Source organism: Enterococcus sp. AAFC-DPL-5182 (assembly GCF_058216605.1).
The window spans coordinates 973681-990675 of sequence record NZ_CM177101.1; the positions used below are offsets into that span (position 1 = coordinate 973681).

The following is a 16995-nucleotide window of genomic DNA, read 5'->3' on the forward strand; positions in this document are numbered from 1 at the left end:
ATGAACGTTTTATGGATTATCAATGGAATTTTATTAACAATTTTACTAGCAATGGGGATCAACGAATTATATCTTAGAATCATGGCAAAACGCTCTGCCAAAACAATCACAGAAGAAGAATTTAAAGAAGGTATGAGAAAAGCCCAAATCATTGATGTCCGTGAAAAAGACTCATTTGATGCAGGTCATATTCTTGGTGCACGAAACATGCCTTACACAACCATCAAAACAACGATGAATTCAATTCGTAAAGATCAACCTGTTTACATTTATGATCAAAAAAAATCATTAAGTATTCGTACGGCGAATCAATTACGTAAAAATGGCTACAAAGATTTATATATTTTAAAAGGCGGCTATGAAGGCTGGACTGGTAAAACAAAAAAGAAAAATGCTTAATCAATAAAGTACAGAGAGATAAACGAGTGTTCAAAACTGGACAACGTTTACTTCTCTGTGCTTTTTCTTCGAGATCAAAATCGTAAATCGTTTCTTTTTTTATTAATTAGGATAAAATAAAGAAGAGGTGATCAGCATGATCCGAATCAAAAGAGCATACAAAGAAGCTGAAGACACAGATGGTTACCGAGTACTAGTTGATCGTTTATGGCCTAGAGGTGTGTCAAAAGAAAAAGAACACTTGAATTTGTGGTTAAAAGAAATTGCACCTAGCAATGATCTTAGAAAATGGTTCAACCATGAACCCGATAAATTTTCCCAATTTAAAGAAAAATATCTAATTGAATTAAATGCTGGTGAAGCGAATGACGCATGCCAAAGACTTATTCAAATTATAAACAAACACCCCATAGTTACCTTAGTTTATGGGGCAAAAGATGAAGTACATAATAATGCAGTTGTCCTTCAGGAAATGTTAGAAAAAATAAATCAATGAATGAAAAGAGAATAAAACGAAAGGAGGAAAAGTATGAAAATAGCGATTGTTGGTGGCGGACCTCGAGGACTTTCGATTTTTGAGAGAATAGTTGAATGGTCAAGAGAAGAACAGGTGATTCAGATTACAATGTTTGATCCGTATGGTCCAGGGGGAAAGGTGTGGCGAGAAGATCAACCACTATCCTTATTGATGAATTCAGTTGCCTCGCATGTCACGTTATTTACAGATGAAACATTGAGTACAAAAGGTCCCGTTGCTAAAGGTCCGAATCTATATGAATGGGCTCAAAGTGAGGCGACTGAGTTTATCAAAAAACATAATTTTGAAAATAGAACTATCTTACTTGAAGAGTGTGAAAACTTAGGGCCAAACGACCACTGCTCACGCGTTTTTTATGGATTATATCAAAAGTGGTTTTATGAATATGTTCAAACGAGGATGACAGAGCAGACCTCAGTAAAATTTTTTAAAGACACCGTTCGGGCTGTGAAAATGCAAGAGGATAAATTTTTAGTGTATACAAAAGCGGTAGAAACAACAGTAGACACGGTTATTTTAGCACTAGGCCATCAAGAAAATGAATTGATTGGAAACGAGAAAGAGCTGGCTGCTTTTGCAAGTGATCATCGATTATTTTATTCTTCACCTAAAAATGCAGCGGATGCATACCTTGAAGCAATAACCGAGAACACGCCTGTTTTGATTAGAGGGTTGGGTTTAGTTTTTTATGATTATCTCACCTTGCTGACAAGTGATCGTGGTGGAGAGTTCCGAGAAAAAGAGGGAGAATTGATTTATTTTCCTTCTGGTAAAGAACCTAAAATTATTGCGGGGTCAAGTCGGGGTATTCCATACCATGCTAGAGGTGTTAACCAAAAAGGCTACGGGGAAGAATATCAGCCACGTTTTCTAAAAGAAAAAAGTTTGAATAAATTTAAGCGAAAAGGGAATTTTTCTGCAGAGCAGTTTTTTGAGCTTTTAAAAAAAGAAGTAGAATTTGCTTATTATTCGGCATTGATCGTTGCTAAATATCCGAATGTGAATCAGCCACGTTTTAATGAAGAGTTTATTCGTACAAGAGGCGCAGATACGATCCTTGAAAAATATGGAATTCATAAAAAAGAGTTTTGGGATTGGTCTGCTATTCAATGTCCAGATCAAAATGTAGGAGATGAAGATTCTTTTCAGAAATTCATTATTGATTATTTGAATTGGGATTTTAAGGAAGCAAAAAAAGGGACGATAGCTGGACCTTTTGCGGCTGCTTTGGATAGTTTGAAAGATTTGCGGGATGAAGTTCGTTTTATGCAAGATCATGAACTGTTTTCAAATGATGAGTATAAAACATGGCTGTGGGATTGGTTTACGCCATTAAATGCATTCTTATCTATTGGTCCTCCTGTTGAAAGAACTGCTGAACTTAAGGCACTGATCAATGCTGGAGTGGTGACACTGCTGGGACCAAAAATGCAGATAACAACAGAAGCAGATTGGTTCGTCGGGTTTTCAAAAAAATACCCATTACAAAAATTCAAAACGCATTTTTTGATAGAGGCTAGATTGCCCAAAATAGCTAACCAATTTAGTTTGAATCCACTAGTTCAGCAGCTTTTAAGAGATCAAACGGCAAGTTTACATCAGGTGAAATTAGGATCAGGTGATGTTTATTATACGGGTGCACTTTTAGTAGATGCAAAAACAAATCAAATACAATCAAAAGCAGGAAAAGTGATCACTGGATTATTTTGTTATGGAATTCCAACAGAAGGTGTTCATTGGCTAACCGCAACTACTTCTAGACCAGGAACGGATCCTTGGAATTTAAGGGAAGCAGATTTGATTGCGAGAAACATTTTTGAAGGCAAAATAAAAACAAAAGAAAACAACGATATGTAAACAGTTGTTTTCTTTTGTTTTTTTAGTTGAATTAAGCGCTTTGTTCACTTAGCCCTTTATCGAGAGATACGTTTACGCATTGCTTTTTTACGGTTTTCCTCAATCATATCTTCTTTTTCTTCGATTGGATCAAGAACTGTTTTTTTGATTGTAGCTGCAAATCCTACAACCGCAGCACATGTCACGGCTGTTCCTACAAGCATACCTGAAATAAATTTTTTCATATACATTCTCCTCTCTGTTATTTAGACACCTCTATTATGAACTAAAGTAAGAAAAAAATCCAATAGAGAGGAGCAATGGACTTTTCGAGTCATTTAAAAAGTAGTTTTGTAACCGTTTTACGAAAAAAACTTGTAAATGTTTAGTAAATGTTTTATAATAAATTTACTAAAAAGAACGGAGAGGTGGAAATTTTGGAAAATGAATTAAAAGAGTTGTTTCATTCTGTTTTTGGAATTGCTTCTGCAGAAATATACTTTGCTCCAGGAAGAATCAATTTAATTGGGGAGCATACAGATTATAATGGCGGTTCTGTTTTCCCAGCAGCGATTACAATCGGAACGTATGGAGTTGCTAGAAAACGAGAGGATCAAATGATTCGATTGTATTCGGAAAATTTTTCTGAGTTAGGTATTATTGAACTTTCATTAACAGACTTAGCTTATAAGAAAGAACATGATTGGACGAATTATCCCAAAGGAATGATTTCTTATTTAATTGAACAAGGGTATCCTATCGAGCAGGGTGTTGATATTCTCTTTTACGGAACAATTCCAAATGGTGCAGGTCTTTCTTCATCTGCTTCGATCGAATTGTTGACTGGGGTTATTTTAAATGATTTATTTGCGTTAAATATTAAAATGTTGGATTTAGTGATTACAGGAAAACGTGTAGAAAATCATTTTATTGGTGTGAATTCGGGGATCATGGATCAATTTGCTATAGGTATGGGGAAACGAGATCACGCTATTTTGTTGGATACAAATACACTAGATTATGAGCTGGTGCCAGCAGAATTTGGTGAGCATGTGATTGTAATCATGAATACAAACAAACGTAGAGAATTGGCGGATTCAAAATATAATGAACGCCGAGCAGAATGTGAACTCGCTTTGAGTCGCTTACAAACTATTTTATCAATCGAATCATTAGGAGAATTAACAGAAGAGTGCTTTGAACAAAATAAACCAATCATTAAAGACGGAACGTTGATTAAAAGGGCAAAGCATGCCGTAACTGAAAATCAACGAACGATCAAAGCAAAACAAGCACTTGTTAAAAATGATTTAAATCGCTTCGGTCAATTACTAAATGAGTCTCATGCTTCTTTAAAAGATGATTACGAAGTAACAGGGATCGAACTCGATACTTTAGTAGAAACAGCTCAGAAACAACCTGGTGTATTAGGTGCTCGGATGACAGGAGCAGGATTTGGCGGTTGTGCAATTGCTTTAGTAAAAGAAGCAGACTTGGCACGTTTTATTAAGAATGTTGGACAAACGTATCAAGAGCAAATTGGCTACTCAGCAGACTTTTATGTTGCGAATGTTGATGACGGAGCTAGAAAGCTGTAAAATAAGGAATACGAAAAAAAGGATATTCATTTCGCAGACAATCAATAAGGAGGCAGTAACATGTCAATTTTAGTTTTAGGCGGGGCAGGCTACATTGGTTCCCATGCAGTGGATCAATTGATTCAAAAAGGGTATGAGGTAGTTGTTGTCGATAATCTTCAGACTGGTCACAAACAGGCTGTTCATGAAAAAGCTACATTTTATCAAGGCGATATTAGAGATAAAGCGTTTATGCAGAGTGTTTTCAAAAAAGAAACAATCGATGGCGTGATCCATTTTGCTGCAAGTTCATTAGTCGGTGAATCAGTAGAAAAGCCGCTAGTTTACTTTAACAATAATGTGCAAGGCACACAAATCGTGTTGGAAGTAATGGAAGAATTTGGTGTTAAGCACATTGTATTCTCTTCAACAGCTGCGACTTATGGTGAGCCTAAAGAGATGCCAATTGTAGAAACGATGCCGACAAATCCAGAAAACCCATATGGCGAAAGTAAATTAATGATGGAAAAGATGATGAAATGGTGTGACAAAGCATATGGTATGCGTTATGTTGCGCTACGTTACTTTAATGTTGCAGGGGCTAAATCAGATGCTTCAATTGGTGAAGATCATGATCCAGAAACGCATTTGATTCCAATTATTTTACAAACAGCGTTAGGCCAAAGAGAGTACCTAGGGATTTATGGCGATGATTACGATACGCCAGATGGTACATGTATTCGTGACTATGTTTATATTGAAGACTTGATCGCAGCTCATATTGCAGCGCTGGACTACTTACAAAAAGGCAACGAAAGTAATGTCTTCAACTTAGGTAGTAACACTGGTTATTCAGTCAAAGAAATGCTAGAAGCAGCAAGAGCAGTAACTGGCAAAGAAATTCCAGCTAAAGTACTACCGCGTCGCTTAGGAGATCCAAGTAAATTGGTTGCTTCTAGTGAAAAAGCCAAAACGATTTTAGATTGGCAACCGCAAGTGACAGATATCAAACAGATCATTCAAACAGCTTGGGACTGGCATGTCAGCCATCCAAAAGGATATGATTCTTTCTAGTTTACAAGGCAGTCTCATTGAACAAAAATAAAAAATAAATATAGTCTAAAGAGCGCTCATATTTTTAATCGGAGTAAAATGAGCCTATTTAGCTTTTATATTTAGGAGGAAACGTTGTGTCAATTAGTCAAACTATTACAGATTTTGTGACGCTAGCAATTCAAGCAGGTGGATGGATGGAACTAGATCGGCTTTATTTGCAAAATCGTGTGTTGGGCGTACTTGGAGAAGAATCGTTAGAACCAATTTCTCCAAAATTAGTGACAAAGTCATCATTGGAATTATTGGATGAACTAGTTGCTCAAGCTAAAAAAAATGGAAAAGTGAAAGAGGAAACAACGGATTTAGAAATTTTCGAAGCACAATTGATGGATTTTCTTACACCACCGCCTTCGGTCGTCAATGCTCTTTTTGCTCAATATTACGAAAAAGATCCAGTTGATGCGACGGATTACTTCTATAAACTAAGCCAAGAGAATGACTATATCAAAACAAGAGCAATTGCAAAAAATAATCTTTTTTCTGTTGAAACAGAATATGGTCAACTAGAGATCACGATCAATTTATCAAGACCAGAAAAAGACCCAAAACAAATTGCAGCTGAACGCCAAAACAGTCAGCTTGATTATCCTAAATGTGTTTTGTGTATGGAAAATGAAGGATACAAAGGTCGGGTCAATCATCCAGCTAGGACCAATCATCGAATCATTCGAATGAATTTAGATGGCGAAAGTTGGGGGTTTCAGTATTCACCTTACGCTTATTACAATGAGCATTCAATTATTCTGTCAGAAGAGCATCGTCCTATGGTGATTTCAAAAGAAACCTTTAAACGATTGACTAGGATCATTGAAGTCCTACCTCATTATTTTGTGGGCTCTAATGCTGATTTACCGATTGTAGGAGGATCGATTTTGACTCACAATCATTATCAAGCTGGACGTCATATTTTCCCGATGGAAAAAGCAGAGATCGAGCAATACTTTGAATTAAGTGACTATCCTTTAATGAATGCAGGAATCGTTAAATGGCCGATGTCTGTGATTCGCTTGCAAAGTCCTAATTCAGAAGATTTAGTTGAAGCAGCCTCGTTGATTTTAGAAAAATGGCGGAACTATTCTGATGAGGATGTATCGATTCAAGCATTTTCGGCAGATGGAACACCTCATCACACGATAACTCCTATTGCCCGCCGCAAGGGGCAATTATTTGAAATGGATTTGGTTTTACGTGACAACAATACCTCTGTTGAACACCCAGATGGTATTTTTCATCCTCATCAAGAGGTTCAACATATTAAAAAAGAGAATATCGGTTTAATCGAAGTAATGGGGTTAGCAGTATTGCCGCCACGTTTAAAAGATGAGCTGCAAGAAGTAGAAAATTATGTTTTAGCTAAAGAAAATCATATCGCAGATTACCATAAACAATGGGCTGATCAAATGAAAGAAAGATATAGCTTCAGTGAAGAAAATGCAAGTGAAATCATCCAAAAAGAAGTGGGACAAATTTTTGCTCAGGTATTAGCTGATGCAGGAGTTTATAAACGGACAACAGAAGGACAAGCTGCATTTAAACGATTTATTGATAGTTTATAATAAAGAAGGCAGGTGAAAAGATGGCAACGATCAAGGATATCGCAAAATTAGCAGGAGTCTCACCAGCCACAGTTTCACGAGTATTAAATTATGATCCTGATCTTTCAGCAGGTATCGAGACTAAGCAAAAAGTGTTTGAAGCGGCAGAAGAATTAAATTACACGAAACACAAAAAAAGCACAAAAAATACGAAGGCTAAAATTTTATTTATTCAATGGTATGATGAAGCAGAAGAGCTAGAAGATATTTATTATCTATCCATTCGGTTGGGAATTGAGAAAAAGGCAGAGGAACTTGGGCTTGAGCTAATTAAACGTTCGTTAGAGGAGCTAAATAGCGAGCAAGCTGATGGTATTCTTGCATTAGGAAAGTTTACCACGGAACAAGCTGATGCTTTATTTGAAATCAATAACAATCTTTTGTTTGTAGATTTTGATGCTTTAGATATAGGATACAATTCTTTAGTTATCGATTTTCAGCAAAGCATGTCGTCTGTTTTAACTTATTTGATCCGACACGGTCATCAAAAAATTGGCATGATTTCCGGGGAAGAGTATACTTTAGGAAGCCAAAAACCACTTGAAGATAAACGATTTACGATTTTTAAAGAGATATTGTTGCAAAAAAAATTGTTTAATGAATCCTATGTTTTGAGAACACCATTTACTGTTGCTAAGGGTTATGAAGTGATGAAAGACTTTTTGGAAAAGTATCCAAATGACTATCCAAGTGCTTTTTTTGCGTCGAGTGATGCCTTAGCTGTGGGGGCTTTAAAAGCGATTCAAGAAGCAGGACTTAAAGTGCCTGAGGATATTTCTGTAATTGGGTTCAATGATATAAGTGTGGCGAAATACGTTAGTCCACCACTTACGACAATAAAAGTCCATACAGAATGGATGGGTGAATTGGCAGTTGAGACGATACTCTCATTAATTCACGAACAAACACCTGTAGCAAGAAAAATAACGATTGCTACTGAACTAATAGAAAGAGCATCAACGAAATAAATCCGTTGATGCTCTTTTTTATTTATAAGCGATAACAAACAAGTTGACATCATCATTGATACAGCTTTGAAGAGTAATTCTTTCGCCGCCGCCAGTGCCGACTGTAAGATCCCAGTAATTTGTTCCAGAACCTATTTCAGTTCCATAATCATCTAATTGCAACAAGGTACTAACTGTATAAGTAGTCGGGGTGCCATTTGCATCCGTTACAACGATTTGACTGCCAGCTCCCAATGAAAAGACAGTTGAGAATGCTCCTGGGTTATGACCGATAAAATGAGTATTTTGTCCGTCATCCCCTGATTGAACAGCAGCACCTCCCCAAGTAGAGGCAACACCACCAGGGTTAGAATCAATCACGCTTTGTCCACTACCTTGCCCGCCGTTTTGATAAGGAATTGTTTGACCGTTCATTGTGATGGTCATCGCTCCATAAGTGGGTTCAACTGGTGCAACAGGCGCACTAGCAGGTGTAGCTTGAGAGGGCTCAGCAGGAACATTTACTTGTGCTGCGGGAGCTTCGGCTTGTTCTGGAACCGGAGCCTCTACAGGTTCACTCTTAGGTACAACATGAAATGTTCTATCAGCAGTTCCTGTATTACCACTGCTGTCAGTTGCAGTAAAATGTATAGTCTGTGTGCCGACAACAGATGTATCTAGCGTTTCGTCTGCTGCTACTTTGGCTGTAATATCTCCATCTTTGTTATCAGTGGCAGTGACTTCTTCATAAATATTGACTTGAGAATTTTGTTCAACAGTTTCTTCAGGTACATTGATCTTCGGCGCAATGGTATCTTGAGTAGTGTTCACAGCAACAATTTTTTCTTTCGTTTGTTTTTTCTTAGGAACAGCTGCAAGTTTAGCCAATTCTTTGTCTGTCGGAACATTTTTTACTAAGGTGACTTTGGCTTTTTTAGGTGTACTAGCTAATTGGTTTGCTCTACTAGACGCATCAGTGAAAATGTATCCGCCAATAAATAAAGCAACGCCTAAAATACTGATGAAGCCGATGATAATGGTGTGTTTGATTGTGTTTTTTTTCATGTAGAATCCCTCCAAAATGTGTGGTGAGACTTTCCATTTATCGATAAATTTTAAATCCGCGTTTTTATATTTTTATAATAAGACCGGTTTTTAAATAAACCAATTGAGTTGCGCTTTAGATTAATTCAAAAAAGGGTTAGAAGATGCTATAATTATTGTTAAACGGGGATTTCTTCAAAAAATTCTCAACTAGAGGAAAAATTTGAAGAATAAATAGAATAAAGGTGAAAAGAGGAGAAGTCATGGAGAGATTGTTATCGCCATCTATGCATCGAAGAGTGTTGTTGTTGAACTTATTGAATGGACCAAATAGCTGGATCACCTCGGATTATCTTGCTGAAAGTATTGATTGTTCAAAGAAAACAATCATGTTGGATTGTCAGTACATAGAAGATCGATGGTCAGATTATCTGACAATAGAGACATCCAGAAAACATGGAATTCGACTGATTGCTTCACCGCATAGGTCGATCCATGAAATTTATATTGAAATCATGCAAGAATCGAATGCTTTTTCTTTATTAGAGTCAATTTTTTTTGAACCAATGCAGCCGGCTGCATTTTGGGAGAAAAAATTATTTTTAAGTAATTCTAGTTTATATCGTTTGTCTAATGTAATCAGTTCAGCATTGAAAGATCGAAATATTCAGATGAGTCGTTCACCGTATTTTGTTCATGGAAAAGATGAACGCCAGATTCGCTACTTCTTTACTTGCTATTTTATTGAGGTTTACGGTATTCGAGAGTGGCCTTTTCATCTAGATAGAGAGAAAATATTTAAGTTATCCAATAAGATCAATAAAAAATTTGAATTAGAACTGAATGATAGTCAAATCGTTCATTTAGCTTATTCGATCGCTGTTACAATTATTAGAGAGCGACAAGGCTTTTTAATTCAGAATCGAAAAGATCCAATCAATAGTTTTGTAAAAACGACGATAGATGTAAGAAAATATCAAGCAGATGTAGAAGAAATAGCCGCACCCTTAAATGTGGTTATTCCTGATAATTGGTACGAAGATTTTTGTTATTCTATTTTTTGGTGGGATTTTGGTTGGGACAATGAGCAGGAGAAAGTCAATGTTATCCATCAAGCAGAAAATTTAGTAACAACGATCAAGGAAGCACTCTCTATCTCTATTTCAGAACAAAGCAGAGTAAGCATTGTTCGCTTGATTGAGTATATCTATGCCAAACACAAGATGTTCCCGTATAAAAAATTTATGGTGTATGATCGCTATCTTTACTCAAGTCGAGCAATCAAGCAGAATTTCATTGTTTTTACAGAAGTTGTTAAAAAGGCTTTAGGTGTGCTAGAAGTCAAAATGAAATTTCCGTGGAAATCAATGTATTTGGATGGTATTCTTCATGAGATGGCGATTCGCTGGCAAGATCTTGGTAAACTCACTGATGAGATGAGGCATCAGTTATCTGTTCTAGTCTTAAGCGATTTAGGGAAAGAACATGCACAGCTCCTTAGCACAATCCTAAAAGAAAACTTCCGAAACAAAGTGAATTTATCGGTTCAAGAAAGTCATTTTTATGATCAATTGATAAATAGCTCTGATCAAAATTATGACTTGTATGTCTCAAATTATGCGATTGAAGCGGTGGATGAAGAAGTTAATATGATCGTAGAAGATATTCCGTCATTTAAAAATATCACGGATTTACGAAAATACATTGATAAAAGACGACTTGTTTTACCCAAAGATATTGCTTATTTAAACGTTTGATTTGTTATTTTAATTGGTTTTTAAAGTCAATTATTTTTTTGAAATGAAAATAAGGATTGTCATTTAATAAATAGTAATGCTATACTAAAAAAGTATTATTAATTTTAAAGGAGAGAATTATGAAAAAGAAAGCTTACAGAAACACACCTGCTTTTGTCTTTCTAAGTTGGGGATCTTTTGCCTTTTTCGTGGCATTGATGTTGATTGGGTTGTACACACTAAAAGAACCATTGATGGTTAAAGGCTACTATTTAATGGGGTCAGTTGGATTGATATCTTCATCATTTACACTTTCAAAAGTGATCAGAGACAATCAAGAAGATGAAGAACGTTACAATCAAATGTTCCGTGCCAATGATGGTTTAGTAAAAAATGAAGAAACAGATACACATATTTAATGTATGCTAAAGGTCCTGACGAGAGTCGGGGCTTTTTTTTGAAAGAATTTTTTAATGAGTTCGCTTTTTTTAATGCCTTATCCATAAAAATCACGTATAATAGAAGATAGTGAAATTTCGAGGGAGGGGTAAATTATGGCTTATCAAGCTTTGTATCGAGTCTGGCGTTCACAGCGTTTTGATGATGTTGTTGGACAAAAAGCAATTACGCAGACGTTAAAAAATGCGATCATCCAAAAGAAAACCTCGCATGCCTATTTGTTTACCGGTCCAAGAGGAACCGGAAAAACAAGTGCGGCGAAAATTTTTGCCAAAGCAATCAACTGTAAACATAGCATAGATGGAGAACCTTGTAATGAATGCGAAACTTGCGTTGCGATCACCGAAGGACGTCTGAATGACGTAATCGAGATCGATGCGGCGAGTAATAACGGAGTAGAAGAAATTCGTGATATCCGTGATAAAGCAAAATATGCACCGACACAAGCAGAATATAAAGTCTATATCATCGATGAAGTACATATGTTGTCGACGGGTGCTTTTAACGCATTACTAAAAACCTTAGAAGAACCGCCGCAAAATGTTATTTTTATCTTAGCGACGACAGAACCTCACAAAATTCCGTTGACGATCATTTCTAGAACACAACGTTTTGATTTCAAACGAATCAGTACGCAAGATATTGTTGATCATCTCGGCTTTATTCTAAAACAAATCAATGTTGAGTTTGAAGAGCAGGCTTTATATGTGATTGGACGTGCAGCCGAAGGTGGGATGCGGGATGCTTTAAGTATTCTGGATCAGACGATTTCATTCAGCGATGAAAAAGTTACTTTGACTGACGCAATGCAAGTGACAGGTAGTCTGACCTATGAAATGATGGATCAATATATTTCTAGCTGTGTCTCAGGAGATGTCGAACGAGCGCTGGAAGTATTGGAGAGCATCCTTAGTTCCGGTAAAGAAGCACGACGATTTTTAGAAGATTTACTATTGTATTGTCGGGACTTGCTTATTTTTCAACAAGCACCTAATTTGCTAACTGACAAAGTCGGTAATCTAACAGAAAATTTCAAAGTGTTAGCAGGCCAAACTGCGGCTGAGAAAATTTATCAAATGATCCAAATTTTAAGTGATACGCAAAATGATATCCGTTTTACGAACAATGCGAATATCTACCTTGAAGTCGCTACGGTGAAACTGGCAAAATCTGTAAAAAAACCTGTGGAAGTTTTGGATGGGGCGCAACCAGTCGCAACTGCTGAGATGTCAATATTACAGCAACAAATCGAACACTTACAAAAAGAACTATCAGAATTGAAGAAAAACGGTGTTGTAGCTAAAGAAGCTGAACCTGTTAAAACAACACGTGCAACGAGCAGTAAAAATACATTGCGGATTCCAACAGAGCTTGTTTACAAAGTATTGAATGAAGCGACTAAAGATCATTTGATGAATGTAAAAAATGTCTGGGATGACTTATTACAAATGATGTCGGTAACACAAAGAGCGATGCTGAAAGCCAGTGAGCCAGTTGCAGCAGGGCCCAATGGTTTAGTGATTGCCTTTGAGTATGAGATCGTTTGTGGTCGAGCGATGGAAGATGAGGAAATGCAGCTGGCGGTTCATAATAATTTAAGCCGTTTGGTGAACAATTACGCGCCTGATATGATTTGTATCACAAAAGAAAGCTGGCCGAAACTACGTCAGTCATTCATCAGCCAAAACAAAGAAACTTCAGGAGAACAATCGAATGAAGATCGACCTGTTAATAATGAAGAAAATCATTTGTTAGCAGAAGAAGAACCAACAGCAGAAGTCAATAACCAAGTAGTAGACGAAGCAATCGCAATGTTTGGCGAAGCGCTCGTTGAAGTAATAAACGATTAAGAGGAGACGATAGTTATGATGCGAGGCATGGGAAATATGCAAGGAATGATGAAACAAGTTCAAAAAATGCAAAAAGATATGGAAAAAGCACAAGCAGAATTAAATGAACGTGAATTTGTGGGAGAAGCTACCAATCAATTGGTGACTGCAACTTTTACTGGCGATCGCAAAATGAAAGATATCGCAATTAAAGAAGAGGTTGTTGATCCAGAAGATGTAGAAATGTTACAAGATTTAGTCATTATGGCTGTGAATGATGCATTGACTAAAGTAGAAAAAGAAACAGAGGCGACAATGGGTAAATATACTAAAGGAATGCCAGGATTTTAGGATAGAAATTATTTCTATTCAAGTAGTTTTAAAAGGCACGATTTTTGATGCTGTATATCAAAAATCGTGCCTTTAATCATTTAAATAAAGAATATTTACCTTTTCTGATAAGCAATCTGTTAATGACAGTCTTCTTTTTTTCTAGATAATTTGAAATCTGTTTTAAAAGAAGTTAAAAAGCTAATTTTTATAAAATCATCTATAAAAAATGGTATAATAAACTTTAGTCTTGTAATGAATACATAGTTTAAAACCAACCAAGAATGGTCTGTGTTTGAAAGGATTTGAAAGCCATGCATTATCCAGAACCCATAGCTAAACTAGTCGAAAGTTATATGAAATTACCAGGTATCGGTCAAAAAACAGCCGTACGCTTGGCTTTTTATACACTTGATATGAAAGAAGAAGATGTTAATGCTTTTGCTAAAGCGTTGATCAGTGTGAAACGTGATCTGCATTTTTGCAGTATTTGCGGTAATATCACAGAAGAAGATCCTTGTGAAATCTGTCAGGATACGACAAGAGATCGTAGTATTATCTTAGTTGTAGAAGAACCAAAAGATGTCATGGCAATGGAGAAGATGCGGGAATATCATGGTCTTTATCATGTACTTCATGGTGTATTATCTCCAATGGAAGGCACAGGTCCAGAAGATATCAATATTGCATCATTGATTCAACGTCTTCATGATGATGAGGTCAAAGAGGTTATTATAGCTACAAATGCCACGACAGAAGGTGAAGCGACTGCGATGTATCTTTCACGTTTGATCAAACCAGCAGGGATTGTAGTAACAAGGCTCGCTCATGGTTTGTCAGTCGGCAGTGATATCGAGTATGCGGATGAGGTCACTCTATTAAAAGCTGTAGAGGGACGTCGGGAACTTTAAGTATAAAGAAGATGGCTCAAAAGTTTAAAAACTTTTGAGCCATCTTCTTTATACTATTCTACAATACTGATGGTAAAACCATCATACCCTTTTACTCCAACTGTTTCAATCGCTGTCGAAGTCAGTTTAGATGAAGTAGATAAATCATCTACAAAAGATCGTACTCCTAATACTCTACTGTCAATACTATTCTGGTCAATGACTGCACCACCACGCACCACATTATCCCCAATAATAATGGTTCCAGAGCGAGCTAGTTGTAAGGCGTAGTCTAAATAAACAGAGTTATTTTCTTTATCCGCGTCAATAAAAATCAAATCAAAAGGTGGTGTCTGATCTTTTACCATGCTTTTTAAACTATCGGAAGCAGGACCAATTAAAATCGTTGTTTTAGCAGAAACACCAGCAAGGGCTAAATTTTCCGAAGCAACCTCAGCATGCTTTTTATCGAATTCAAGAGAGATAACCTGTCCTTCTTTGTCTAGTGCTTTAGCAAACCAAAGAGTGCTATAGCCTCCAAGTGTTCCAATTTCTAGAATTCTTTTGGCACCTTTGATTCGTGCAAGAAGATAAAGAAATTTTCCTTGAGAAGGTGAAACGTCATGGGGAGGCAATTGGTGCTTTTTGTTATTAGCAAGGATTTGATCAAAAATGGGGTCTTTTTCCACTAACTTTTCAATGAAATAATCATCAACTGCTGCAAATAATTTTTCCAAATAACTCACTCCTAGTTTTTTATTGGTACTTCTAAAATAATTATACCTCTTGTTTCACTATAAAGAACATCTATTTGCATTTAATTAAAGGAAGTGTTTCAAAAATGATATTTTCCGGAAAAATAAAGACATTTATTTTAAAAAAATATCATATAATTAGGTGATAAAAAAATGAATTCATAGTAGGAGTGGGGAAAATGCAGAAAAAATTTTATACGTCCATTAAATTACTAGTTTTAAGTATTGCATTTATTTTGGTCGTATTTGGCTCAATGAAACTATCTACAATGACGACTGGAGCAAAAGAACTTAATGATACAATTCAAAATGTAAAAATCACTAATGAAAAAGGAGAAGACCAAACCTCTTTCAAATCATGGGACATCATCCAAGTTCATATGGATTGGAGTATTCCAAATGGAAGCGCCCAAAAAGGTGATACGACGTTGATCGACTTACCTGTTGAGTTAGATTTAGTGAATAGTTTGACCTTTGATGTGTTGGATGAAAATGGATCTGTTGTGGCTATTGCAGTTGCAGATAAGGAATCAAAAACAGTTTTGCTGACGTATACCGAATTTGTAGAAACCCATTCAAATGTAAAAGGTACACTGCAATTTTTAAGTCGATTTGACACACAAATAATTGATGAATATGGCACGATCAAGCTAGTGTTTCCAATCAATAAAACAAACGAAGTTTCAACCGAAGTAGAAGTTGAAAAAGCTACAGATGATCCGAATGAAGTGATCAATAAATGGTCGTGGTTTTCATCAGACTCACGTACCCTTTTTTGGGAAGTACGAGTAAATGCAAGTGGACAGGAGTTGCCTAATGCTGTGGTTACGGATACTTTTCAAACAGATAACTATATATTAGTTCCAGGATCGATCAAAGTGATTTCAGCGGAATTTCCTGATGGAGATAAAGGGATTTTTGATAATCCAATCAATAAAGTTGATATTACTAGTCAAGTGACAGTCGATTATCTTCCAAATGGATTTAGAGTAGATTTTGGTGATATGCCTAAAGGAATAGGCTATCTTATTTCTTATGACACAACAATCGATCACCAACCCCAAGATCAAGAAGAATTTTCTAATATTGCTACGTTAGAAAGCAATCAAACAACGATTGCTTCAAAAGAAGTAAAAACGCAATACTCCGATGGAAGTGGTACCGGAACAGGGGAAGTATTTTCTATCCAAGTAATGAAAACTTCGGAAGATGGTAGTGTTTTAGCTGGTGCAGAATTTGATGTTTATAAAGATTCAACGAACGAACGTATCGGTCAAATTAGCACAAATGATCAAGGCTTAGGTGAAATAAATAATTTGCTGCAAGAAGATTATACTTTAATAGAAACAAAAGCACCTGTTGGTTTCATTCTTGATGCTACACCAATAAAAGTATCCCAAAATGATTTTCAAAACAAGATTGCTTTTAAACAAGTGATAAATATAGCTGAACAAACAGTTGGATCAGTTCGACTAATCAAGGTGGACCAAACAACGAAAGAACGATTGGCAGGTGTCGTATTTGAGCTTCAAGATGATAGGGGCAATCCATTACAGAAGGAGCTTATAACAGAAGAAAATGGTCAACTTTTCATTCAGGGGTTAGCACCAGGCAACTATCAATTTCTAGAAACGAAAGCATTAAACGGGTATATACTAAATGAAAAAACAATTTCTTTTGAAATAACGTCGAATCAAACTGAACCATTAGAAGTCGTTGTTGAAAATCAAAAAGAAGAAAAAACGGAACCATCAAAAAAGAACAGTAATGAAAGCCACGAAAAGAAAAATAATGGGAACCAATCTAATGACAGAATATTACCTAAAACTGGGGAAAACGCAATGAACTACTTATTTTTATTCGGTAGTCTTTGTCTAGGGATCAGTGGTACTATTCTTTTGGATAGAAGTAAGAGAGTTTAAAACGTTTTGAATGAGTAAAATG

General features: G+C 36.2%; 16 protein-coding genes. 13 read left to right on the forward strand and 3 right to left on the reverse strand.

The features are described 5' to 3' along the window. The 3 genes from AC4BB7_RS04500 (at position 1) to AC4BB7_RS04510 (ending at position 2794) form a co-directional block, all read left to right on the forward strand. Complete coding sequence (locus AC4BB7_RS04500) at positions 1-399, forward strand: rhodanese-like domain-containing protein (protein WP_086312019.1); 399 nt, start codon at positions 1-3, stop codon at positions 397-399. Between the two features lie 136 nt (positions 400-535). Further along, a complete protein-coding gene (locus AC4BB7_RS04505) occupies positions 536-895 on the forward strand; it encodes a DUF488 domain-containing protein (protein ID WP_490484555.1) in 360 nt (119 codons plus the stop codon). A gap of 33 nt (positions 896-928) precedes the next feature. Next, entirely contained in the window at positions 929-2794 is a 1866-nt protein-coding gene (locus AC4BB7_RS04510) for an FAD/NAD(P)-binding protein (protein ID WP_490484556.1), read from the forward strand. 56 nt (positions 2795-2850) lie between these two features. Here the strand turns inward: AC4BB7_RS04510 and AC4BB7_RS04515 are convergent, their stop codons facing one another. Continuing rightward, a complete protein-coding gene (locus AC4BB7_RS04515) occupies positions 2851-3018 on the reverse strand; it encodes a DUF3042 family protein (protein ID WP_010760505.1) in 168 nt (55 codons plus the stop codon). Positions 3019-3210: 192 nt separating this feature from the next. Between AC4BB7_RS04515 and AC4BB7_RS04520 the strand changes: the two genes are divergently transcribed. The 4 genes from AC4BB7_RS04520 (at position 3211) to AC4BB7_RS04535 (ending at position 8029) form a co-directional block, all read left to right on the forward strand. After that, positions 3211-4371, forward strand: coding sequence for a galactokinase (locus tag AC4BB7_RS04520; protein WP_490484557.1), 1161 nt, complete (start codon positions 3211-3213; stop codon positions 4369-4371). A gap of 60 nt (positions 4372-4431) precedes the next feature. Next, positions 4432-5424: a UDP-glucose 4-epimerase GalE gene (galE, locus tag AC4BB7_RS04525; protein WP_086312023.1), complete on the forward strand. Its 993-nt coding sequence runs from the start codon at positions 4432-4434 to the stop codon at positions 5422-5424. A 116-nt stretch (positions 5425-5540) separates the two neighbouring features. After that, positions 5541-7022 carry a UDP-glucose--hexose-1-phosphate uridylyltransferase gene (gene galT / locus AC4BB7_RS04530; protein ID WP_490484558.1) on the forward strand — a complete coding sequence of 494 codons (1482 nt, stop codon included), beginning with the start codon at positions 5541-5543 and terminating at the stop codon, positions 7020-7022. Positions 7023-7042: 20 nt separating this feature from the next. Then, positions 7043-8029: a LacI family DNA-binding transcriptional regulator gene (locus AC4BB7_RS04535; RefSeq protein ID WP_490484559.1), complete on the forward strand. Its 987-nt coding sequence runs from the start codon at positions 7043-7045 to the stop codon at positions 8027-8029. Between the two features lie 18 nt (positions 8030-8047). On the opposite strand, the gene AC4BB7_RS04540 is transcribed toward AC4BB7_RS04535, so the two are convergent. Then, complete coding sequence (locus AC4BB7_RS04540) at positions 8048-9073, reverse strand: immunoglobulin-like domain-containing protein (protein ID WP_490484560.1); 1026 nt, start codon at positions 9071-9073, stop codon at positions 8048-8050. A gap of 242 nt (positions 9074-9315) precedes the next feature. Here AC4BB7_RS04540 and AC4BB7_RS04545 point away from each other — a divergent pair, with 242 nt between their 5' ends. From AC4BB7_RS04545 to recR, 5 genes are all read left to right on the forward strand, one after another. After that, positions 9316-10809 (forward strand): AcpB/EbpR/MafR family transcriptional regulator, encoded by a 1494-nt coding sequence (locus AC4BB7_RS04545; protein ID WP_086312027.1) that lies wholly within the window; start codon positions 9316-9318, stop codon positions 10807-10809. 119 nt (positions 10810-10928) lie between these two features. Further along, positions 10929-11207 (forward strand): YiaA/YiaB family inner membrane protein, encoded by a 279-nt coding sequence (locus AC4BB7_RS04550; RefSeq protein WP_086312028.1) that lies wholly within the window; start codon positions 10929-10931, stop codon positions 11205-11207. A 135-nt stretch (positions 11208-11342) separates the two neighbouring features. Continuing rightward, the gene (gene dnaX, locus AC4BB7_RS04555) at positions 11343-13097 is read left to right on the forward strand and encodes a DNA polymerase III subunit gamma/tau (protein WP_490484561.1); all 1755 of its coding nucleotides are present in this window, start codon (positions 11343-11345) and stop codon (positions 13095-13097) included. A gap of 15 nt (positions 13098-13112) precedes the next feature. Continuing rightward, entirely contained in the window at positions 13113-13427 is a 315-nt protein-coding gene (locus AC4BB7_RS04560; protein ID WP_086312030.1) for a YbaB/EbfC family nucleoid-associated protein, read from the forward strand. A gap of 293 nt (positions 13428-13720) precedes the next feature. Continuing rightward, a complete protein-coding gene (gene recR / locus AC4BB7_RS04565; RefSeq protein WP_086278733.1) occupies positions 13721-14317 on the forward strand; it encodes a recombination mediator RecR in 597 nt (198 codons plus the stop codon). Positions 14318-14370: 53 nt separating this feature from the next. Here recR and AC4BB7_RS04570 read toward each other — a convergent pair whose 3' ends face one another. After that, positions 14371-15042: an O-methyltransferase gene (locus tag AC4BB7_RS04570; RefSeq protein ID WP_490484562.1), complete on the reverse strand. Its 672-nt coding sequence runs from the start codon at positions 15040-15042 to the stop codon at positions 14371-14373. A gap of 188 nt (positions 15043-15230) precedes the next feature. Here AC4BB7_RS04570 and AC4BB7_RS04575 point away from each other — a divergent pair, with 188 nt between their 5' ends. Continuing rightward, the gene (locus tag AC4BB7_RS04575) at positions 15231-16973 is read left to right on the forward strand and encodes a SpaA isopeptide-forming pilin-related protein (RefSeq protein ID WP_490484563.1); all 1743 of its coding nucleotides are present in this window, start codon (positions 15231-15233) and stop codon (positions 16971-16973) included. Positions 16974-16995: the final 22 nt, after the last annotated feature.